Genomic DNA, 20,263 nt, shown 5'->3' with positions numbered 1-20,263 from the left:
AGATGACCCAGACCGCCCCCCGGAACCCCGCGGCGCCCCCGGACGACGTCGTCCCCGGTCAGGAGATCTACACGCCGGAGTTCCGTGCCGACCCCTACCCCGTCTACGCCCGGCTGCGCGCCGAGCGGCCCGTGGTCAAGGTGCGCACACCGCGCTTCGACTCCTTCCTGGTGACCCGCTACGCCGACGCGCGCGAGGCGCTGTCGGACCCGCGGCTGTCCAAGGACCTGTACCGGGCCGGCGACACCTACCTCGCGGTGTTCGGCGAGAAGGCCCGGCAGATCAACACCAACATGCTCAACTCCGACCCGCCCGAGCACACCCGGCTGCGCCGGCTGGTGACGCAGGCGTTCACGCCCAAGCGCATCGAGGCGATGCGCCCCCGGGTGGAGGCGATCGTCGCGGGCCTGCTCGACCGGATCTCGCCGCGCGGGGAGTGCGAGTTCGTCGACGAGTTCGCGCTGCGGCTGCCGCTCGCGGTGATCGGCGACCTGCTCGGCATCCCCGAGGCCGACCACGAGGAGATCCTGGCCGGCACCCAGGTGATCCGGACGGTGGGCACCGGCGGCCGCAGCCCCCAGGAGGACCGGGCGGCGATCGGGCAGGCGCAGGAGCGGCTGCACGCCTACTTCACCGGCCTGGTCGCGGCCAAGCGCGCCCACCCCGGCGAGGACCTGGTCAGCGGGCTGATCGCCGCCCGGGACGGCGACGGCCGGCTGTCGGAGGCCGAGCTGGTCTCCAGCTGCTTCCTGCTGCTGTTCGCCGGCTACCAGACGACGTCGGACTTCCTGGGCAACGCCGTCGTGGCGCTGCTGACCCACCCCGACGAGATGGCCCGCCTGCTCGCCGACCCCGACCGGGTGCCGGAGGCGGTCGAGGAGCTGCTGCGCTTCGACGGGTCGGTGCCGGTGTCGAGCTTCCGGTTCGCCACCGAGGACCTCGAGATCGGCGGCGTGACCGTCCCGGCGGGCTCGATCGTCACCGTCGTGCTCAGCGCGGCCGACCACGACCCCGAGCTCACCGCCGAGCCCGACCGGCTCGACCTGGACCGGGGGCCGACCCAGCACCTGGCCTTCGGGCACGGCATCCACTACTGCCTGGGCACCGCACTGGCCCGGCTGGAGGCGACGACGGCGCTGCGGCAGGTGCTGCTGCGACTGCCCGACCTGCGCCTCGACGTCCCCGTGGAGGAGCTGCAGTGGCTGCCCGCCGCCTCGGCCTTCCGCGGCCTGCTCTCCCTCCCCCTCCGTTTCACCCCCACCCCTGTCCCCGGAGGAACCCGATGACCCAGACCGAGCACCAGACGACCCCGAGCACCCCGACACCCCGGTCCGCCGACCCCGCGGCCGACGCCGCGACGACACCCGTCGAGTACCCGCCCCTGGCGCCGATGACGACGACCGCCGCCACCCCGGCGAGCTGGGCGTCGGCCACCTGGCGGCCGTTCCGCAACGTCATCGTCTGCCGGATGGTGCCCGGCAGCGAGGACAAGGTCGGACCGGTCTTCGCCTACTACGACCAGACGACGCGACCGCAGGACCTGGGCGTCGTCGGCCGGGTGCTGCTCTCCTACGAGGACCTCTACCTGCACGTCATCGAGCGCAAGCAGGACCCGGCGGTCTCCGGCCAGCGCCGCGGGCTGCCGGCCTTCCAGGCGATCGCCGAGGCCATCGAGCCCTACGTGACGCCCTACGCCAGCTACTGGGAAAACCCGTCGCACTCGGTGGCCAAGCACTTCTACAGCTGGCTGCCCGAGGGCGAGGTCTCCCCCGACCGGGAGATGACCGTCATCGTGCAGCGGATGAAGCCGGGCACCGAGGAGGAGATCGCCCGGGTGTTCGCCGAGTCCGACGCCGGCGGGCTGCCCACCGAGACCGGGGTGACCGGCCGCTGGCTGTACTCGATGGAGGACGTCTTCGTGCACCTCCTCGAGCAGGACCGGACCAAGGCCGCGGCCGTGCGGCAGAACCACGAGTCGATGCGGCCGGCCTTCGCCAAGGTGATGGCCGACCTCGCCCCCTACGTCAGCCCCTACCGCCCGGAGACGTGGCAGACGCCGCGCGACTCGGTGGCCACGGTGTTCCACCGGTGGACCGCACCGGACTGGAAGCCCGGGGACCCCGAGCCGGTGCTGGCGCAGGAGGAGGCCCCCTCGTCATGGACGTGACCCTGCGCGGGATCGCCTCGATCACCTACTGGGCCGACGACGTGGCCGCGGCCGCGGCCTGGTACACCGAGTTCCTGGGGGCGGGACCGGTCTTCACCCGGCCCGGCGCGAACGGGCAGCTCGGGTACGCCGCGTTCGCCGTCGACGAGCGGACCCGGCTGGCCATCGCCGGCCGCGCCACGGCTCCCCCCGGGGCGGCACTGGAACCCGGCGGGGCGGTCGGGCACTGGCGGGTCGACGACCTCGACGCCGTGCTCGACCAGCTGGCGGCGATGGGCGCCAAGGAGTGGATCCCGCTCACGCCGCACGGACCCGTGGTCAGCGCGAGCGTCCTCGACCCCTTCGGCAACGTGCTGGGCCTCATCTCCGACAACCACCCGGCCGCCGACTTCCGCGGCGGCCCGCCCCACCGTCCCGCCTGACGCGCGACGGAACGCGACCGCCGGGACCCCCTCGGGTCCCGGCGGTCGCGTCGTGTCCGGGCCCGGGTGGTCGCGGCGGGTGACCGGCCCTGCGCGGTGCGGGATCCGGTGTCGGCCTGTCGCGTGCCCCCGGCGCCGGTTCAGGTCACGGGATTGTCACGGACCGGTCCCCTCCTTAGCGTTTCGGCGTCCGGCCGGGCGTCTCGCCCCCTCCCGGGGGCCCCGCGCCGGATGCCGCCGAGTCGCGCACGCGCGAGCCGGGGACCCACCAGCACCACCGGGGTGAGTCCCGCTCCCGGACACCCGGGAGCAGGTAGGGCACTCCCAGCCCGAACCCGTCAGCTCACCCGGTAGGCGGCCAGGGGAGAACGGAGTACAGCCGCGCCCGGGGCCCACCGCCCCCGCGCCCCCAGGTCCGGGACCGTCGCGCTCCCGCCTGTCCACCAGCACGCACAGCCGTCGCACGGCGCCCTCAGCCGGACCCCCGTGTCCGGCCGGTGCCGCACGCCCGGCTGACGACCCCTGCCCCGCACGACCGCTGCAGCGCCGTCGCCCGACGGTGCCGCACGTCCGCGCCTCCAGGAGGACGGCTCCATGCACGCACGCACCACGATCACGCACGCCCGCACCCGTCGCCGGGCCCTGCACCTGCTCACCGCCACGGGGGCCATGACCCTCGCGGTCGCCTTCGCCGGGCAGTCGGCCGCCCAGGCCGACGACTGGTCCCGCGGCGGCGGGTCCGGGTGGAGCGACGGCTCGGGGAACGGGAGCTGGCACGACGGCCCCGCCGCGCCGGCCCCCGAGGCGGCTCCGGCACCGGCGCCCGCACCCGCCCCGGCCCCTGCTCCGGCACCGGCGCCCGCCCCCGCACCGGCGCCCGCCCCGGCACCGGCGCCCGCGGCCTCCGGTGAGCAGGCCTACAAGGACCACGCGGCCGCCCAGCTCGGCGACGCCACCCAGTTCGGCTGCCTCGAGCAGCTCTGGGAGGCCGAGAGCGGCTGGGACCCGAACGCGCAGAACCCCACCAGCACCGCCTACGGGATCCCGCAGTTCCTGGACTCGACCTGGGCCAGCACCGGCATCGCCAAGACGTCGGACCCCTTCCGGCAGGTCGACGCCGGGCTGATCTACGTCGAGAACCGCTACGGCAGCGCCTGCGCCGCCTGGGACCACTTCCAGACCAACGGCTGGTACTGAGCCCCCGCCCGCAGCGAGCTCGGCCCGCCGGGTCCCACCCCTCGGGGTGAGGCCCGGCGGGCGCCGGTCCAGGCGCGCCCCGCGGCGGTCGAAGAGAGGGGACAGCCACCGGACGGGAGCACACCATGGGCAGGACGCGCACCGACGCCGAGCAGCAGGTGGCCGAGCTGCTGCACACGGCGAGGAAGTCGCTGCACATGCCGGTCGCCTTCCTGACCCGCATGGACGGGACCACCCAGCACCTGGAGGTGGTCGACACCCGGGTGCCGGTGCTGGTGCAGGAGGGCGCGAAGGTCGTCCAGGAGACGTCGTTCTGCCAGGCGATCCTCGACGGCAGGCTGCCGCCGGTCATCGACGACGTGAAGAAGTACCCGCTGGCGATGTCGCTGCCCTCGGCGCGCATCCCGCGCATCCGCAGCTACGTGTCGACGCCGGTGACGCTGTCCGACGGCAGCCTCTACGGCACCTTCTGCGCGTTCGGCTTCACCTCCGACAAGGAGCTCACCACCCGCGACGAGGCCCTGATGAAGGTCCTCGCGTCGGCCGCCTCGGTGGTCATCGAGCCCGAGCTGCGCGCGCAGCAGCGCCGCGACGACATCGACGGCCGGCTCGACCCGCTGGTCGCCGCCGGCGGGCCGACCGTCGTCCTGCAGCCGATCGTCTCCCTGACCAGCGGCGCCCGCGTGGGCGCCGAGGCGCTCAGCCGCTTCCCCGCCGACTGGGGCAAGGGCCCTGACGTCGTCTTCGAGGAGGCGCACAGCGTCGGCCGCGGCCACGAGGTGGAGCTGCTGGCCCTGCGGCGCGCCGCCGAGCACCTGTCCCGCGTGGACGGCTACGTGGCGATGAACGTCTCGCCGCAGACCCTGCTGACGCCGGAGTTCTCCGCGCTGCTGCACACCCTGCCGCTGCCCCGCATCCTGCTGGAGCTCTCCGAGCACGACCCGGTCGAGGACTACGACGCGCTCACCACCGCGCTGGTGCCCTTCCGCGCCGCCGGGATGCGGCTGGCCATCGACGACGTCGGCGCCGGCTTCTCCAGCCTGCGGCACATCGTGGTGACCTCCCCCGACGTCATCAAGATGGACCGCAGCATCGTCAGCGGCCTGAACACCGACCCCGTGCTGGCCAAGCTGGTCGAGTCGCTGGTCACCTTCGGCCACGGCTGCGGGGTCACCGTGGTCGCCGAGGGCATCGAGACCGGCGAGGAGGCCGCCGCGCTGCTCGACCTGGGCGTCGACCTCGGGCAGGGCTGGTTCTTCGGCCGCCCCGGGCCGCCGGAGTCCCTGACCCCCGTCGCGGTGCCCCGGCCCCGGCTCGGGCAGCCGGCCTGACGCCCACGGGCCCGGGCGGGTGTGCACCTGCCGGGCCCGCGCCGGCGGACGAGGGGCCGACCGGCGCACGGTCGTCGGCCGCTGCCCCTACCGTGCTCGCGTGCCCCCCTCCGCCACCGCCCGTGACGTGCTGGCCCACCGCGTTCCCGCCCAGCAACTGGACCGGGACACCGGCACGGTCGCCGGCACCGCCGTCCTCGACCTCGGCGTGCAGGACACCGGGCCCGACGGCGGGCTGTGGGCGCTGGCCAACCGCGGCGTCGTCCCGGAGCCCGGGGAGCTGGTGACCGTCTGGACCCTGCGCGGCGCCCCGCACCGCTACCGCCGCACCGATCTGCCCGCCGTCGCCGCGGCCACCGCGCCGTTCTCCGAGGCCGACGCGGCCAAGCGGGTGTTCGACGCGGCGAAGCCGCTCCGGGCCGCGGGCATCCCGGTGCTCACCGCCCTCGACCGGATCGCCGGGCGGATGCGGGAGATCGTCACCGCGCCGACGGGCAAGGGCGAGATGTCGCGGCGGCTGTCGGACGCGCTCGCGGACGCCGACGGGCCCGGCCCGTACAACCGGTGGTGCCGCCCCTGCGGCGCGGTGCACCTCTACGAGCAGCCCTTCCGGCTGGCGGCGCTGCGCGCGGGGCTGGAGCTGCAGCCCGGGACGTCGCCGCCGGTGCTGCAGCCGGTCCCCGGGTTCGCCCCCGCCGCCACGGTCCCCGACCGGCTCGACGTCGTCCGCGCGTACCTGCACCTGCTCGGCCCGGCCACGCCCGCGCACGTCGCCGGGTACCTCGACGCGCCGGTGAGGGAGGTCCGGGCGCGCTGGCCCGAGGACGTCGTCGAGGTCGACGTGGACGGCGAGCGGCGCTGGCTGCTCGCCGCCGACGCCGACCGGCTGGGCGCCCCCGCGCCGGGGGTCACCCGGCTGCTCGGCCCGTTCGACCTCCTCCTGCAGGGCCGCGACCGCGAGACGCTGGTCGCCGACCCCGCCCGGCGCGCGGCCACCTGGCCCACGCTCGGCCGGCCCGGCGCGGTGCTGCACGACGGCGCGCTGGCCGGGCTGTGGCGGCCGCGGAGGTCCGGCTCGTCGCTGACGGTGGCCGTCGAGCCCTGGGTGCGGGTGTCCCCCGCGCTGAGGGCGGCCGTCGGCGAGCAGGCCGAGCGCCTGGCCGCGTCGCGCGGCACCCGCCTCAGGGCCGTCGAGCTGGCCTGAGGGGGACGCACCGTCCACCGGACGACGGACCCCGCAGCGCCCCCGGGGGTGCCACGATGCCCGCCATGGGGAAACCGGTCCGGACCGAGGAACTGCGGGTCTCCGACGACGAGCGCGGCGCGGTGCAGGAACGGCTGCGCCGGGCGGTGGGCCACGGCCAGCTCGACCTCGACGAGTTCGACGAGCGGGCGCGCGCGGTGTGGGCGGCGCGCACCCGCGGCGAGCTCGACCGGGTCACCCGCGACCTGCCCGAGCCGCCGCCCCCGCCGCTGCCGGCCCCGCGGCACCGCGTCTTCTCGACCACCGCCGGCGGCACCACGATGCGGGTGCTCAGCACCGTCTGGGCCAGCGTGCTCGCCGTGAACCTGGTGGTGTGGACGCTGGTGTCCCTCGGCAACGGCGGGGCGGTGTACCCGTGGTTCATCTGGCTGGCGCCGTCCGGGGCGGTGCTCACCGTCCTCTACGCCACCGGCATCGGCCGGCCGCGGGGCTCAGCGCCGTGACCGGCGGCGCTGCCGGGTCTTGGCCCCGTACATCGACCGGTCGGCGCGGGCGATGACCTCGTCGGGTGTCTCCCCGGGGCGCCCGACGGCGCTGCCGACGCTCACGCCGACCACGAGCGGGCCCGCGGCCGTGGGCAGGGGGACGGCGGCCTGCTCCCCGACCCGCTCGGCCATCCGGCCGAGCTCGTCGTCCTGGCACCCGGGGCAGAGCACCACGAACTCGTCGCCGCCGAACCGCGCGACGACGTCGCCCGGACCGCCCAGGGTGCGCAGCCGGGCCGCGACCTCGACCAGCACGGCGTCGCCCACCGCGTGACCGTGGTCGTCGTTGACCTTCTTGAACCCGTCGAGGTCGCAGAACAGCACGCCGCAGACCTCGTGCCGGTCGGGGGCCAGGTGGCGCTCGAGCTCCTCGAAGAACGTGCCGCGGTTCGGGATGCCGGTGAGCCGGTCGGTGCGCGCCCGCTCGCTGAGCAGCTCCTCGCGGCGCCGCTGGTCGGTGACGTCGATGCCCACGCAGGCGACCGCGTAGGGCCGGCCGGCGTCGTCGACCAGCACGTTGTTCTGCATCGACACCAGTCGCCGGCCGCCGTCGGCGGTCAGCCAGTCCCCCTCCTGCGGGAACGCGCGGCCGGTGAGCACGGCGCGCTCGACGGCGTCGAGGGCCAGCTCGCGGTGCTCGGGGACGACGAAGACGTCGACGAACGACCGGCCGAGCAGGTCCGCAGGCGCCCGCCCGGTGAACCGCTGCAGCGCGGGGTTGGCCAGCAGGATCCGCCCCTGGGCGTCGACGACGCAGACCAGGGCGTCGGTGCCCTCGACGAACTCCCGGGCGAGGCGGTCGTCCACTCAGCCCGCGGCGCCGGGGCCGCCGACCCCCGCGGGACGGGGCGCCGCCCGGCCGGTCGCGCACTCGTTCGCCATGTCGCCTCCTGCGGGTCCGCGCCCCTGGGAGACGCGCTGCACGGCATGACACCACGGGAGGGCAGCCCCGTCGATCCGGTGCGGGTGCGTGTCACGGGGTCACGTGCCCGCGCCGGGGCCGCGGGGTACGCCCCCGGGCACCGGAACGACCGAGGAGGAGACCATGACCGGTCCCGACGACGCCTTCCTGGCGCCCGACGACGCGCTGCGCGAGTTCGACGACGTCACCGACCTCCCGGCCGGCACCGACGGCGGCCGGCGCTCCGGCGAGGAGGGTGCGGGGCGCCCGGACCCGACCGGGGCCGCGGTCGAGGACGCCGGCCGCTCCGCCGGCCCACCGGAGGGCGGGACCGGGTCGTAGCCCGGCGCGGCCGCCCCGGCCCGGTGCTTCCCCCGGAGGTATCTCAGCCCTAAGGTACCTGCGCATGGAGCCGCGTCGCGTCCGGATCGGCATCGACACCGGCGGCACCTTCACCGACGTGGTCGCCGTCGACGAGGACACCGGCGCGACGACCACCACCAAGACGCCCTCCACCCCGGCCGACCCTGCCGAGGGCTTCCTCGCCGGCGTCCGCAAGGTGCTCGGCCTGATGGGCCTCGACGGCAGCGCGGTGACGGCGGTCAGCCACGGGACGACGGTGGCCACCAACCAGCTGCTCGAGGGCAGGCTGGACCGGATCGGGTTCCTCACCACCGAGGGCTACGAGTCGGTCCTGGAGATCGCCCGGCAGTCGGTGCCCGACGGCTACGGCAACAGCTACTTCTGGGTCAAGCCGCCGCGGATCGTCCCGGCCGACCTGGTGCGCACCGTGCGCGGCCGGCTCGACCACACCGGCGCCGAGGTCCGGCCGCTCGACGAGGACGACGCCCGCGCCGCCGCCCGGTTCTTCCGCGAGGCCGGCGTCGGCACCATCGGCGTCTGCCTGCTGCACTCCTACGCCGACGACGCCCACGAGCGCCGGGTCCTCGAGGTGCTCCGCGAGGAGCACCCGGACGCCGTCGTCAGCATCAGTTCGCAGGTGCTGCGCGAGTACCGCGAGTACGAGCGCTCGGTGACCACGCTGGTCGACGCGGCCGTGAAGCCGAAGGTGGGCGCCTACGTCACCAACATCCGCACCCGCCTCGACGAGATCGCGCCGGGCGTTCCCTTCTACGTGATGAAGAGCAACGGCGGCGTGCTGTCGGCCGCCGAGGTGGTGCACCAGCCGATCACCACGATGCTGTCCGGCCCGGCTGCCGGCGCCCTGGGGGCCGCGCTCATCGCCGGGACGGCGGGCTTCGACCGGGTGCTCACCTGCGACGGCGGCGGCACCTCCACCGACGTCACCGTGGTCGTCGACGGCGAGCCGGCGCTGACCACCGAGGGGTCGGTGGGCGACTACCCGAGCAAGATCCCGATGATCGACGTCGTCACCGTCGGCGCGGGCGGCGGCTCGATCGCCTGGCTCTCCCCCGAGGGCACGCTCAAGGTCGGCCCCCGGTCGGCCGGCGCCGACCCCGGCCCGATGTGCTACCCGGACGGCGGCGACCGGCCGACCGTCACCGACGCGCACGTCGTCCTGGGCCGCATCCCCCCGCACCTGCTCGGCGGCGAGATCCCGCTGTCGGTGGACGCCGCCCGTGACGGGCTGAAGCGGCTGGGCGCGGAGCTCGACATGGACCTCGAGCGGACGGCCACCGGCATCCTCGAGATCTCCGCCTGGAACCAGGCCAACGCGCTGCGCCAGGTGACGGTCGCCAAGGGCCTCGACGTCCGCGACTTCACGCTCACCACCTTCGGCGGCTCGGGCTCGCTGCTGGCCTGCCGGCTGATGGACGTCCTCGGCCTGCCGCGCACGCTGGTGCCGCCGAACCCCGGCAACGTCAGCGCGTTCGGCCTGCTCACCGTCGACGTCCGCAACGACCACGTGCAGACGGCGATCAGCCGGCACCTCGACCTCGACCTCGACCGGGTGCGGTCGGTGTTCGCCGACCTGGAGGCGCGGGCCCGGACCGCGCTGGACGGCGAGGGCTTCGGCCGCGACCAGCAGCGGGTGCAGCGGACCGCCGACCTGCGCTACGTGGGCCAGGCGTTCGAGGTCCGCGTGCCCGTGCCCGACGGCGACCTCGACCGGGCCGCGGCCGAGGAGGTCGCGCGGGCCTTCCACGCCGCGCACCGGCAGCTCTACGGCTACGACTTCGCCACCGACCCGCGCCAGGCCGTGGAGTGGGTGAACCTGCGGGTGAGCGGGATCGGGCCGATCCGCCGTCCCGACCTGGTGGCGCTCCCCGCGCGCCAGGGCGGGGTGGAGCGGGCCGTCACGGGCTCGCGCCGCGTCTTCTTCGACGACTGGGTGGACACGCCCACGTACGACCGGCCCGCGCTCGCGCCCGGCGACGTGGTCAGCGGCCCGGCGGTCGTCGAGGAGTTCGGCTCCACCGTCCCCGTGCACCCCGGGTTCGCGGCCACCGTGGACGCGTACGGCAACCTGCTGATCGAGAGGGCCACCGCCTGATGGACCGCCTCCCGCGCGCGGACGGCGCGACCGGCGCCGACCCGGTCCTCGTCGAGATCGTCGCCGGCACGCTGGCCGCGATCGAGAAGGAGGTCGAGACCTCCATCGGCCGCACCTCGCGGTCGCCGATGATCCGCGACGCGCACGACTTCCGCGCCGGCATCCACGACCGGCAGCTGCGCAAGCTCACCGGCCGCTCGTACTCGGCGCTCGTGCACCCGGTGGTCCGCGACCACCCGATCGGGACGATGAACCCGGGTGACGTCTTCTTCCACAACGACGTCTACCTCTCCGAGGGCGGGATCGGGCACCTGCCCGACCTGTGCGTCACGGTGCCGGTGTTCGCCGACGTCGACGGCGCCCCGACCGTGGTGGCGTTCGTGCAGGCGTTCGGCCACCACGACGACATCGGCGGCGCCGTCCCCGGGTCCATGCCGTCGGCGGCGACCAGCGTGTACGAGGAGGGCCTGATGGTCCCCCCGATCAAGCTGTGGGACCGCGGCGTCCGCAACGAGGCGGCGCTGCGGATCATGACCCGCAACTCGCGGATGCCCGACTCGCTGGCCGCCGACCTCGACGCCGAGTGCTCGGCCTGCCTGGCCGGTGCCCGCCGGCTCGGCGAGCTGTTCGACCGCTACGGCGTGGCCGCCGTCGAGGCCTGCTTCGAGGCGATCCTGGCCGCCTCCACCGAGGTGTACCGGCGGGAGGTCCTGTCGCAGATCCCCGACGGCACCTACGTGTGGGAGGACTACGCCGAGCACGACGGCGTCGAGCCGCCGAAGCTGCACCGCCAGCGGATCACGCTGACCATGGACTCGACGGCCGACGTGCCGCTGGTCGTCGACTTCACCGGCACCGGCCCGCAGGCCAAGGGACCGATCAACCACTGCGGCGACTACGCCGACGGCAACTTCCTCAAGAAGTGGCTGGCGCCGATCCTGCGCAACCTGGCCGAGACGCCCGAGCGGATGGCGCAGCTCGACGTCAACGAGGGCGTCGTCCCGCTGATCGAGATGCGGTTCCCGGAGAAGGGCACGCTGCTCACCCCGGTCTTCCCGGCACCGACGAACGCCCGGACGTTCGTCATCCTGCGGCTGCTCGGCGTGCTGGCCGGCGTGCTGGCCAAGGCCACGGGCGGCCGGATGCCCGCCGACCAGGAGACCATCCGCTACACCGGTGTGTACGGGACCGACGCCGACGGCCAGCCGTACCTGATGCGCGAGGTGCTCGGCGGCGGCTCGGGCGGCCGGTACTACGCCGACGGCGAGGACACCATCCACGTCGTCCCGGACTCGCGGAACCTGCCGACGGAGTTCACCGAGTCCCGCTTCCCGCTGCGCGTCGAGCGCCTCGGGCTGGCGCTGGACTCCGGCGGGCCGGGCCGGTACCGCGGCGGCTGCGGCTACGAGAAGCACGTCCGCGTGCTGCGCGACGCGCACTTCATGTCGATCGCCGACCGCTCGATCCTGTCCTGCTGGGGCGTGAACGGCGGGAGGGCCGGCCGGCCGTTCCAGGTGACCGTCGACCCGGGTGGCCCCGACGAGCACGACGTCGACGCGCTGGCCGACGCCGAGCCGCTGCCCGCCGGCACCGTCGTCCGCATCCGGACGACCGGCGGCGGCGGGTGGGGCGACCCGTTGGGGCGGCCGGTGGAGGAGGTGCTGCGCGACGTCGCCTGGCGCAAGGTGTCCGTGGCCGGCGCGCGGGAGGACTACGGCGTGGTCCTCCGGGACGACGGCACCGCCGACCACGCGGCCACCGCCGCGCTGCGGGAGGAGCGGTGCGCGGCCCGCACGGGCGACGAGCCGTTCTTCGACCGCGGTCCCGGGTACGCGCTGCTCTCCGGCGGCGCGACCTCGAACGAGTTCGACCACCTGTAGCACGCGACGCCGACGCCCGTCCGGTCACCTGCCGGGATCGGCGCCGGGCCGCTCACCGGTCGACGGTCAGCCCGCGCCGGCGGAGGACGCCGCGCTCCAGCGGTGCGAAGACGAGCAGCTCGATGGCCACGCCCACCAAGAGGATGAGCGTGATCGAGGTGATCACCAGGGACATCTGCGACAGTTCGCGCCCGATGTTGAGCAGTTGCCCCAGGCCCTGCCCCAACGACGGGGAGTAGGTGATCAGCTCGGCGGCCATGAGTGACCGCCAGGCGAACGCCCATCCCTGCCGAAGTCCGCCCAGGTACCCGGGCAGTGCTGCCGGCAGCAGGACCAGCCGGATGCGGCCGAGTCCACCGAGGCCCAGGACACGGCCGACCCGGTCGAACAGCGGCGGCACCTGCTTGAAACCGGTCAGCAGCCCGTTGGCGATCGACGGGACCGCGCCGAGCAGCACGACCGTGTAGATGGCAGCGTCGGTCAGTTGGAACCAGATGATCGCGGCCGGGACCCAGGCCACCGACGGCAGGCTCTGCAACCCGCTGACGATCGGCCCGATGGCTGCCCGGAGCCACGTACTCGCCCACATCGCCAGCCCCAGCAGCGTGCCGATCACCAGCGACAGTGCGAAGCCCACCCCGCCCCGGCTCACGCTGGTCCAGATGGCCTCGGCCGCGCGGCCGTCGGTGACCGTCTCCCAGAAGGTGGTGGCGACGTCCGTCGGGCTGGGCAGCGCATAGGACGGTTTGAGCCCGGCGGCATGGACGAGCTGCCACACCCCGACGAGTGCAGCGAGGAAGACCACCGGCGGGAGGACCGAGTGGACGAGCACGTGCCACGGCCGACGGCGGGGCCGGGCGACCGACGCCGTGTCCAGTGCGTCGAGGCCGGCTTCGACACTGCGCCCCGGGGTTGCTCTGCCCTGCTGCTGACCCGTGTGCGTCTCGACGTGCCCGGCCGGGAGCCGGACGGGAGTGGAGGACTCACCGGGCATGGCGGCTGATCTCCCGGTGCAGCTCGGTGGTGATCTCGGTGGCCAGCGCTCCGACGCCTGGGGACTCGATGGCCCGCGGCTGGGACAGCTCGACCGCCCACTCCCGGACGATCCGCCCGGGACGCGAGCTCATGAGCACCACCCGCTGTGCGAGGCGGACGGCTTCCCGCACGTTGTGGGTCACGAAGACCACGGTCAGTCGCTGGGTGCTCCACACACGCACCAACTCCTCGTGCAGGACGTCGCGGGTGATGGCATCGAGTGCGGCGAACGGTTCGTCCATGAGCAGCACCGGGCTGTCCTGTGCCAGAGCCCGCGCAAGGGCGACCCGCTGCCGCATCCCCCCCGACAACTCGTGCGGGCGCTTACCGCTCTGCCCCTCCAGGTTGACCAGCCGCAGCAGCCGGGCGGACTCCTCCCGGCGCTGCGCCCGCCGCATGCCCCGCGGTTTGAGCGCGAGCTCCACGTTCCCCCCGGCGGTGAGCCAGGGCAGCAGCGCGGGTTCCTGGAACATCAGCGACGGACGGTCGGCGGCCACGTCGACTGTCCCCGCCGTCGGCTCGGCCAGTCCCGCGAGGAGGTTGAGCAGCGTGGACTTTCCGCAGCCCGAGGCGCCCAGCAGACAGAGGAACTCACCCGGGGCGACGGTGAGGTCGACGCCGTCCAGGACGGGAGGCCCCATCCGGTCGAAGGACTGGCAGACCCCCTGCACCCGCACCGACGGGCCGGCCTCGGCGCCAACGCTCCGCAGCCCGCCGGCGCCGGAGGACGTTGACGCGGTGACGGTGCTCATTCCTCGCCCAACCCCTCGGAGGTGACCGGGTCCAGACCCTGGTCGGACAGCACCGCGTTGAGTGGCCGGAGGTCGTAGATCCCCTCCAGGTCGACCTCCTCCTCGGTGGTGCCCGCCGCGACGCCGTTCTCCGCGGAACGGGCCAGCGCCGTGGCGATCGGGTCGTAGGTCACCGTCAGCTCGCTCCACGCCCGGTCCAGCACCGGCCCGGCCAGCTCTCGGCCGCCCGCCTCCCCGAGCGCGGCGTTGACCGCTGCCTTCGCACCCTCGGGATCGTCAGTTGCGAACTCGACCGACTCGACGTGGGCCCGGAGCAGAGCGTCGACCGTCTCCGGGTACTGCTCGAGGAACTCGGTGCGCACGATCAGGTGCGTCGTGACGAACTGCCCGTCCGGCCACAAGTCCTTCTCGTTGACCAGCACCGTGCCTCCGGCGTCGAGCACCAGCGCAGAGGCATAGGGCTCGGGCACCCAGGCGCCGTCGAGCTCACCGGACTGGAACAGGTTGGGGATGTCGCTGTTGGGTGTCGGCGCGATCGTGACGTCCCCGCCGCCCTCGACGCTGTTCTCCAGCCCCTGTTCGGTGAGCCAGGTCCGCAGGGCGACGTCCTGGGTGTTGCCCAGCTGAGGGCTGGCGAGCGTGGTGCCCCGGAGGTCGTCCGGGGAGTCGATGCCCTCGCGGACGACGAGCTGGGCGCCTCCGGACGCTGCACCCGCGATGATCCGGATGGCGTCACCGTTGCTCTGCCCGTAGGCGTTGATCGTGGGGCTCGGGCCGATGTACGCAGCGTCCAGCGCACCGGCGAAGAGGGCTTCCACCTCGTCCGGTCCCGCGTTGAAGACCTGGGTGCTCAGCGTCGTCCCGTCGCCGAGCTCGTCGGCGAAGTAGCCCTGTTCGACCCCGATGAGGGCCGCGGCGTGGGTGACGTTGGCGAAGTAGCCCAGCCGGACCTCGTCGGCGACGCCACCGTCGGTGGAGGCCGCCGCGGTGTCGTCATCGGAGCCGCAGGCGGCCAGCCCCCAGGCCAGGGGGAGGACCGCGAAGGCGACGCCAGCGCGACGCAACGTGCGAGGGGACCTACGGGTCATCCGATCCTCACGACTGTCAGGCTCCGCCCCTGGGTGGGCTCTGGAGCAGGGGCGCGCAGTGAACCGCACAAGTCCATGGACTTGATAGGTTTTTGGCCGTTGCCCTCTGCAGTCGGTGAGTCGACTCGCCGTTCTCCCCTCGCGTCGTCACTCTCGGCAAGCGGCCCCCCGGATAACCGGATCGCCTCGTGCGCTGGCCCTCCGCGCCCGCACCCCGGGTCCCGGGGGACCGGGGTGCGAGTGCTCAGGTGACCGGGTCGGTGCTCCCGGCGCCGGGCTTGACGTCGTCGCCGGTCTGGCCCTCGTCGCCCTGCGTGGAGCTGTCCTCCTCGACGCCCTCGGGCCGCAGCGGCGTCTCCTCCAGCACCTGCTTCTCGGCCTGCTCGCGGTCGGTGCCCGGCACCTCGGTCATGGGGACCTCCTCGGTCGTCGCCTGCGCGGTCCCCCTACCCGGTCACCGGGCCGGCAGACCGGGGTTCGCTGCCGGTTAACGCGCGCCCAGCACCCGGGCCGTGTGGTCGTCGGCCGGCAGGAAGGCCTCCACGGACAGCTCCGCGGCGGTGAGGTCGACGGCGGTGCCGAACGTGGTCACCGTGCTGAGGAAGGACAGCACGCCGTCCCCGGTGCGCAGCCGCAGCGGGACGGCGATCCCGTCGGGCGTCGACCGGTCGGTGCCGCCGGGCAGCGCGGCGAGCTCCCGGTGCAGCGCGGCCAGCCCCGGGTCGCCGGTCAGCCGCGCCTCGCGGCCGAGCCGGTGCAGCACGTGCGCCCGCCACTGCGCGAGGTTGGCGATCCGCGGGGCCAGCCCCTCGGGGTGCAGGCTCAGCCGCAGCACGTTGACCGGCGGCTCGAGCAGGTGCGCGGCGGCGCCGTCGAGCAGCGGCGCGACGCCCGCGTTCGCCGTCACCAGCTCCCACGAGCGGTCGACCACCAGCGCCGGGAAGGGCTCGTGGGCGGCGAGCACCCGCTCCAGTGCCCGGGTGACGGCGGCCAGGTCGGGCGAGTCCAGGCCCCGGCGTCCGTAGGCGGGCGCGAAGCCCGCGGCCAGCAGCAGGTCGTTTCGCTCGCGCAGGGGGACGTCGAGCTGCTCGGCGAGGCGCAGCACCATCTCCCGGCTCGGCCGCGACCGGCCGGTCTCCAGGAAGGACAGGTGCCGCGCGGAGACCCCGGCGTCGTTGGCCAGGTCCAGCTGGGACAGCCGGCGGCGCTGCCGCCAGCCGCGCAGGAGGTCCCCGACGTCGGGTCGCGCGGCGGTGGTCACGGCGCGGACGCTAGCGACGGCGTCGTCCGGCGTCGCCTACCCGCGAGGTAATCGACGCACCTCCCCCGCGGCGCCACTGTCGTCGCCATGACGCACACCACCGCGACCACCGCCCCCACCCGTCGCCCTCTCGGCCCGCTCCCCCTGGCGCTGCGCCTGGACGCCGGCGTCACCGGCGTCAACGGCCTGGCCTACCTGGCCGCCGCGCCGCTGCTGTCCGGCCTGCTCGGCGTCCCCGCCGGGACGCTGCGCGGGCTGGGCGCCTTCCTCGCCGTCTTCGCCGCCGGGGTCGCGCTCGTCGCCGCCCGCACGCCCGTCTCGCGGGGCGCCACGGAGGTCGTCGTCGGCGCCAACGCGCTGTGGGCCGCCGGCAGCGTCGCCGCCGTGGCCGCCGGCCGCTTCGACCTCACCACCGCCGGGACGGTCTGGGTGCTGCTCCAGGCCGCCGTCGTCGCCGGCTTCGCCGCCCTGCAGCTCACCGCCCTCCGCACCCACTGACCGCACCGGACACGAGACGAGGAGAGACCGCCGTGACCGCCACCCCCGACCTCGCAGACCGCTACCTCGCCGCCTGGAACGAGACCGACCCCGCCGCCCGCCGCGCTCTCGTGGACGCGTTGTTCACCGAGGACGTGCGCTACACCGACCCGGTGGCCGACGTCTCCGGCCGCGAGCAGCTCGCCGGCCTCATCGGTGCCGTCCAGGCACAGTTCCCCGGGTTCGTCTTCCGGGCCGCCGGGGACGCCGACGCCCACCACGAGCAGGTGCGTTTCACGTGGCACCTCGGGCCCGACGGCGCCGAGGCCCCGGTGACCGGGTTCGACGTCGCCGTCACGGACGGGGACGGCCGCATCCGCGCCGTGCTCGGCTTCCTCGACCGCGTCCCCGCGTGAACGGATCCCGGCTCAGCGCCGCCGCTGCCACCAGCGGCGGCGCGACCGCGTGGGCGCGCCCTCCGCGGCCGGCGGCTCGGGAGCGGGCGGCGGCCGGTCCGCGCGCCAGCGCCCGACCAGCGCGTCGACGTCGGCCAGGCCCGGCACCGGCGACCAGCGGCTCTCGGCCGGTCGCCGCCAGAAGGCCTCGACCCGGGCGTTGTAGTCCTCGGCCACAGCCCGCACGGCGTCCTCCGACGGCAGCGCGGCCACCCGCGCGGGCAGCTCGTCGCGCTCCCGGCGCAGCGCCAGCCCCGGCGGCAGCATGTCCGCGGGCGAGACACCCTCCCGGCGGGCCTTGGCGATCGCCCAGTCGTAGGCGGTCTCGTCGGGGTCCCACGCCGGCAGGGGCCGGCCGGCACCGCGCAGGCCGGTGAGGTCACCGCGCTCCTGCGCCTGCCGGATCTGCTGCTCGACCCACGTCTCGAAGGACACGCCCGGCGGCTTGCGGTCGGTCACCGCCCCATCGTCCGCCTCTGCCAGGCTGCGCTGCATGCGGACGACGGGCAGCCGGGAGGTCTACCGCAACCCCTGGATCCGGGTGCGCGAGGACACCGTCGAGCGGGCCGACGGCTCCACCGGCGTCTACTCCGTCGTCGAGAAGCCCGACTTCGCCGTCGTCGTCGCCGCCGAGCGGGGTGGGTTCTGGCTGGTCGAGCAGTTCCGCCACCCGCTGGGCCGCCGGGCCTGGGAGTTCCCCCAGGGCACCTGGGCGGCGGGCAGCAGCGGGACGGCGGAGGAGCTGGCCCGCGCCGAGCTCGCCGAGGAGACGGGCCTGCGGGCCGGCCGGCTCGAGCACCTCGGCCACGCGGACCTCGCCCCGGGGCTGTCCACCCAGGAGTTCGACGTCTGGCTGGCCACCGACCTCACGCCCGGCCCGACCGCCCGCGAGGCGACCGAGGCCGACATGGTGGCGGCGTTCGTGCCGGAGGCCGAGCTGCGGGCGATGGTCCGCGACGGCCGGTTCACCGACGGTCCCTCCCTCGCCGCCTGGGCCCTCCTCCTGCTGGGCGGCCGGGAACCGGCTACGCGGCGGCGCGCAGGGAGCGCAGGGCGGGGGTGACGCGGGCGAGCTCGTCGAGCATCGCCTTGCCGCCGGCCTCGAGCTCGGCGTTGGGCACGAACTCGTCCTCCTCGTCGAGGAACTGGGCGAAGAACGGCACCGAGACCGCCTCGGGGACGGTGTGCACCCGCAGCGCGCCGAGCACCGGCTTGACCGCCGACGACGCCCGCAGGCCGGCCGAGACGCCGCCGTAGGTGACCAGCCCGGCCGCCTTGTCCGCCCACTCGACCGACAGGTAGTCCAGGGCGTTCTTCAGCGACGCCGGGAAGGAGTGGTTGTACTCCGGGGTGACGAGGACGAACGCGTCGGCGCGGGCGACCGTCGCGCTCCAGTCCCTGGTGTGCTGGTGGGTGTACTGCTGCAGCCGCGGGTGGTTCGGCTCGTCGAACACCGGCAGGGCCACCTCGGCGAGGTCGACCAGCTCGACGTCGAAGCCGCCGTGCTCCTGCGCCAGGCGCTGCACCCAGCGGGCGACGGCGATGCCCCGGCGGCCGGGACGGGTGCTGGCGGCGATGACCTGCAGGACGGGACGGGACACCGGGACCTCCGTGGACGGCGGGAACGACTCGTTGAGACCTCAACGGTTTCCCCGGCCGGCTCCTTCCGCCACCGGACGTGACCCCCGCCGCAGCACCGTGACCCGATCGAGCCGAGACGCCGCGACCGCCGGCGTGCGCCGCGACCGGTGCCGTCGCGGAGCGTCGCGACCCTCCCAGAACGGGTGATCCCGCAGCTCGGGAGCCTGCACCCGGGGGCGCGCAGCCCCGACGCTGTCCCGGTGCCGCTCACCGTCCCGGGGTTGCCGGACCTGCCGCCGGACCTCGCCGGGCCGGTCGCGGTCGAGCTGGCCAAGCCGGTGCGGGACCTGCCGCGGGCCGACGCGCTGCCCGGCGGCTGCCGCTACGAGCCCAAGTGGGACGGCTACCGGCTCGTCGTCGTCCGCGGCGGGGCGGGCACGCGGCTGTGGTCCAAGCAGGGCCGCGACCTCACCGAGCGCTTCCCCGACGTCGCCGCGGCCGCCCGCGCGCAGCTGCCGGCCGGCACCGTGCTCGACGGCGAGGTCGTCGTCTGGAACGGCGAGCGCCTCGACTTCGGCCTGCTGCAGCGCCGCATGGTCACCCCCCTGTCGCGCATGGCGGCCCAGGCCGCCGCGCACCCGGCCTCCTACGTCGCCTTCGACCTGCTCGCCGCCGGCGGGGAGGACACCCGCGCCCGGCCGCTGCGCACCCGCCGGGCCCGGCTCGAGGAGCTGGCCGCCCGCTGGGCCCCGCCGCTGCAGCTCTCGCCCCTCACCGCCGACCCGGAGGAGGCCCGGGGCTGGGCCGAGGACCTCCGCCCCCTCGGCGTCGAGGGCCTGGTCGCCAAGGGCGCGGCCACCCGCTACGCCGGCGGGCGCCGCGAGTGGCTGAAGGTCAAGTCCTGGGAGACGACGGAGGTGCTCGCCGGCGGGGTGGTCGGCACGCTCGAGCGGCCGAGCCAGCTGGTGGCCGGCCGCTACCGGGACGGCGAGCTGGTGGTCGTGGGCCGCACCAGCCCGCTCTCCCCCGCCGCCGCGGCCGAACTGGCCGCCGTCCTCACCCCGGCCGGGCCGGACCACCCCTGGCCCGACCGGATCGGCACCGGCCGCTTCGGCGGCGGGCGGCTGTCGGTGCCGCTGACGCGGGTCGAGCCGGGCGTCGTCGTCGAGGTCAGCGCGGACGCCGCGCTGCAGGCCGGCGTCTTCCGGCACCCGCTGCGCTTCGTGCGGGTGCGTCCGGACCTGCACCCCGAGGACGTGCCGCCCGCTGACTGACGCCGGCCCCGCGCACCACCGAGGACGTCACCCCGGGAGGACCCACGGCGCCCGCCCGAACGGGGCGCCCGTGCGCCTCCCGCACCGCCGGCACACCTTGTCGTCCGGCTCCGGGGGCAGCTCGCCCTCCGGGTGTCGCCGGACGTGGGAGTGCAACCCGAACCGGCACCGCAGTGGCTTCCCAGTCATGGACCGACGCCAGGAGCCGCCGATCCGG

General features: G+C 75.1%; 22 protein-coding genes and 1 riboswitch. Of the genes, 14 read left to right on the top strand and 8 right to left on the bottom strand.

Translation table 11 applies throughout. The features are described 5' to 3' along the window. Positions 1-2 precede the first annotated feature (2 nt). From BLQ97_RS20930 to BLQ97_RS20900, 7 genes are all read left to right on the top strand, one after another. Positions 3-1,286 (top strand): cytochrome P450 family protein, encoded by a 1,284-nt coding sequence (locus tag BLQ97_RS20930; protein ID WP_091368506.1) that lies wholly within the window; start codon positions 3-5, stop codon positions 1,284-1,286. Then, on the top strand, positions 1,283-2,167 hold the full coding sequence (locus tag BLQ97_RS20925; protein WP_217637300.1) for a TcmI family type II polyketide cyclase: 885 nt from the start codon (positions 1,283-1,285) through the stop codon (positions 2,165-2,167). The genes BLQ97_RS20930 and BLQ97_RS20925 overlap by 4 nt, the downstream gene beginning before the upstream one ends. Beyond that, the gene (locus BLQ97_RS20920; RefSeq protein WP_091368503.1) at positions 2,158-2,589 is read left to right on the top strand and encodes a VOC family protein; all 432 of its coding nucleotides are present in this window, start codon (positions 2,158-2,160) and stop codon (positions 2,587-2,589) included. Before BLQ97_RS20925 ends, BLQ97_RS20920 begins: the two co-directional genes overlap by 10 nt. A gap of 225 nt (positions 2,590-2,814) precedes the next feature. Further along, positions 2,815-2,961, top strand: a riboswitch (cyclic di-AMP (ydaO/yuaA leader). Positions 2,962-3,183: 222 nt separating this feature from the next. After that, the gene (locus tag BLQ97_RS20915) at positions 3,184-3,786 is read left to right on the top strand and encodes an aggregation-promoting factor C-terminal-like domain-containing protein (RefSeq protein ID WP_091368499.1); all 603 of its coding nucleotides are present in this window, start codon (positions 3,184-3,186) and stop codon (positions 3,784-3,786) included. Between the two features lie 125 nt (positions 3,787-3,911). Next, positions 3,912-5,117 (top strand): EAL domain-containing protein, encoded by a 1,206-nt coding sequence (locus BLQ97_RS20910; RefSeq protein ID WP_091368495.1) that lies wholly within the window; start codon positions 3,912-3,914, stop codon positions 5,115-5,117. A 100-nt stretch (positions 5,118-5,217) separates the two neighbouring features. Next, positions 5,218-6,321 (top strand): winged helix DNA-binding domain-containing protein, encoded by a 1,104-nt coding sequence (locus BLQ97_RS20905; RefSeq protein WP_091368493.1) that lies wholly within the window; start codon positions 5,218-5,220, stop codon positions 6,319-6,321. A 65-nt stretch (positions 6,322-6,386) separates the two neighbouring features. Beyond that, positions 6,387-6,824, top strand: a complete 438-nt coding sequence (locus BLQ97_RS20900; protein WP_175471853.1) for a DUF1707 SHOCT-like domain-containing protein — start codon at positions 6,387-6,389, stop codon at positions 6,822-6,824. On the opposite strand, the gene BLQ97_RS20895 is transcribed toward BLQ97_RS20900, so the two are convergent. Further along, on the bottom strand, positions 6,813-7,673 hold the full coding sequence (locus BLQ97_RS20895) for a GGDEF domain-containing protein (protein WP_091368488.1): 861 nt from the start codon (positions 7,671-7,673) through the stop codon (positions 6,813-6,815). The genes BLQ97_RS20900 and BLQ97_RS20895 overlap by 12 nt on opposite strands. Before the next feature lie 238 nt (positions 7,674-7,911). Here BLQ97_RS20895 and BLQ97_RS20890 point away from each other — a divergent pair, with 238 nt between their 5' ends. The 3 genes from BLQ97_RS20890 (at position 7,912) to BLQ97_RS20880 (ending at position 12,123) form a co-directional block, all read left to right on the top strand. Next, the gene (locus tag BLQ97_RS20890; RefSeq protein ID WP_091368486.1) at positions 7,912-8,109 is read left to right on the top strand and encodes a hypothetical protein; all 198 of its coding nucleotides are present in this window, start codon (positions 7,912-7,914) and stop codon (positions 8,107-8,109) included. A gap of 64 nt (positions 8,110-8,173) precedes the next feature. After that, the gene (locus BLQ97_RS20885) at positions 8,174-10,243 is read left to right on the top strand and encodes a hydantoinase/oxoprolinase family protein (RefSeq protein ID WP_091368483.1); all 2,070 of its coding nucleotides are present in this window, start codon (positions 8,174-8,176) and stop codon (positions 10,241-10,243) included. Then, positions 10,243-12,123, top strand: coding sequence for a hydantoinase B/oxoprolinase family protein (locus BLQ97_RS20880; RefSeq protein WP_091368480.1), 1,881 nt, complete (start codon positions 10,243-10,245; stop codon positions 12,121-12,123). The genes BLQ97_RS20885 and BLQ97_RS20880 overlap by 1 nt, the downstream gene beginning before the upstream one ends. Before the next feature lie 52 nt (positions 12,124-12,175). Here the strand turns inward: BLQ97_RS20880 and BLQ97_RS20875 are convergent, their stop codons facing one another. The 5 genes from BLQ97_RS20875 to BLQ97_RS20860 all read right to left on the bottom strand — a co-directional run bounded on the left by BLQ97_RS20875 (position 12,176) and on the right by BLQ97_RS20860 (position 16,259). After that, positions 12,176-12,955 carry an ABC transporter permease gene (locus tag BLQ97_RS20875; RefSeq protein WP_217637299.1) on the bottom strand — a complete coding sequence of 260 codons (780 nt, stop codon included), beginning with the start codon at positions 12,953-12,955 and terminating at the stop codon, positions 12,176-12,178. A 151-nt stretch (positions 12,956-13,106) separates the two neighbouring features. Next, positions 13,107-13,910, bottom strand: a complete 804-nt coding sequence (locus tag BLQ97_RS20870; RefSeq protein WP_091368475.1) for an ABC transporter ATP-binding protein — start codon at positions 13,908-13,910, stop codon at positions 13,107-13,109. Continuing rightward, entirely contained in the window at positions 13,907-14,974 is a 1,068-nt protein-coding gene (locus BLQ97_RS20865; RefSeq protein WP_217637298.1) for an ABC transporter substrate-binding protein, read from the bottom strand. Before BLQ97_RS20865 ends, BLQ97_RS20870 begins: the two co-directional genes overlap by 4 nt. A gap of 268 nt (positions 14,975-15,242) precedes the next feature. Further along, the gene (locus tag BLQ97_RS23525; RefSeq protein ID WP_175471852.1) at positions 15,243-15,410 is read right to left on the bottom strand and encodes a hypothetical protein; all 168 of its coding nucleotides are present in this window, start codon (positions 15,408-15,410) and stop codon (positions 15,243-15,245) included. Between the two features lie 75 nt (positions 15,411-15,485). Then, positions 15,486-16,259: a helix-turn-helix domain-containing protein gene (locus BLQ97_RS20860; RefSeq protein ID WP_091368468.1), complete on the bottom strand. Its 774-nt coding sequence runs from the start codon at positions 16,257-16,259 to the stop codon at positions 15,486-15,488. 87 nt (positions 16,260-16,346) lie between these two features. Between BLQ97_RS20860 and BLQ97_RS20855 the strand changes: the two genes are divergently transcribed. After that, positions 16,347-16,757: a hypothetical protein gene (locus tag BLQ97_RS20855; protein WP_091368464.1), complete on the top strand. Its 411-nt coding sequence runs from the start codon at positions 16,347-16,349 to the stop codon at positions 16,755-16,757. A gap of 32 nt (positions 16,758-16,789) precedes the next feature. Further along, positions 16,790-17,152, top strand: a complete 363-nt coding sequence (locus BLQ97_RS20850; RefSeq protein ID WP_091368461.1) for a nuclear transport factor 2 family protein — start codon at positions 16,790-16,792, stop codon at positions 17,150-17,152. Positions 17,153-17,164: 12 nt separating this feature from the next. Here BLQ97_RS20850 and BLQ97_RS20845 read toward each other — a convergent pair whose 3' ends face one another. After that, complete coding sequence (locus tag BLQ97_RS20845; RefSeq protein ID WP_091368458.1) at positions 17,165-17,650, bottom strand: DnaJ family domain-containing protein; 486 nt, start codon at positions 17,648-17,650, stop codon at positions 17,165-17,167. 34 nt (positions 17,651-17,684) lie between these two features. Here BLQ97_RS20845 and BLQ97_RS20840 point away from each other — a divergent pair, with 34 nt between their 5' ends. Further along, on the top strand, positions 17,685-18,254 hold the full coding sequence (locus BLQ97_RS20840) for an NUDIX domain-containing protein (RefSeq protein WP_091368456.1): 570 nt from the start codon (positions 17,685-17,687) through the stop codon (positions 18,252-18,254). On the opposite strand, the gene BLQ97_RS20835 is transcribed toward BLQ97_RS20840, so the two are convergent. Continuing rightward, positions 18,217-18,792, bottom strand: coding sequence for an NADPH-dependent FMN reductase (locus tag BLQ97_RS20835; protein WP_091368454.1), 576 nt, complete (start codon positions 18,790-18,792; stop codon positions 18,217-18,219). The genes BLQ97_RS20840 and BLQ97_RS20835 overlap by 38 nt on opposite strands. Before the next feature lie 240 nt (positions 18,793-19,032). Here BLQ97_RS20835 and BLQ97_RS20830 point away from each other — a divergent pair, with 240 nt between their 5' ends. Continuing rightward, positions 19,033-20,046 (top strand): ATP-dependent DNA ligase, encoded by a 1,014-nt coding sequence (locus BLQ97_RS20830; protein WP_091368683.1) that lies wholly within the window; start codon positions 19,033-19,035, stop codon positions 20,044-20,046. Positions 20,047-20,263: the final 217 nt, after the last annotated feature.

The organism is Geodermatophilus telluris, assembly GCF_900102745.1.
Lineage (GTDB): Bacteria > Actinomycetota > Actinomycetes > Mycobacteriales > Geodermatophilaceae > Geodermatophilus > Geodermatophilus telluris.
This window is presented reverse-complemented; position numbering and strand designations above follow the sequence as displayed.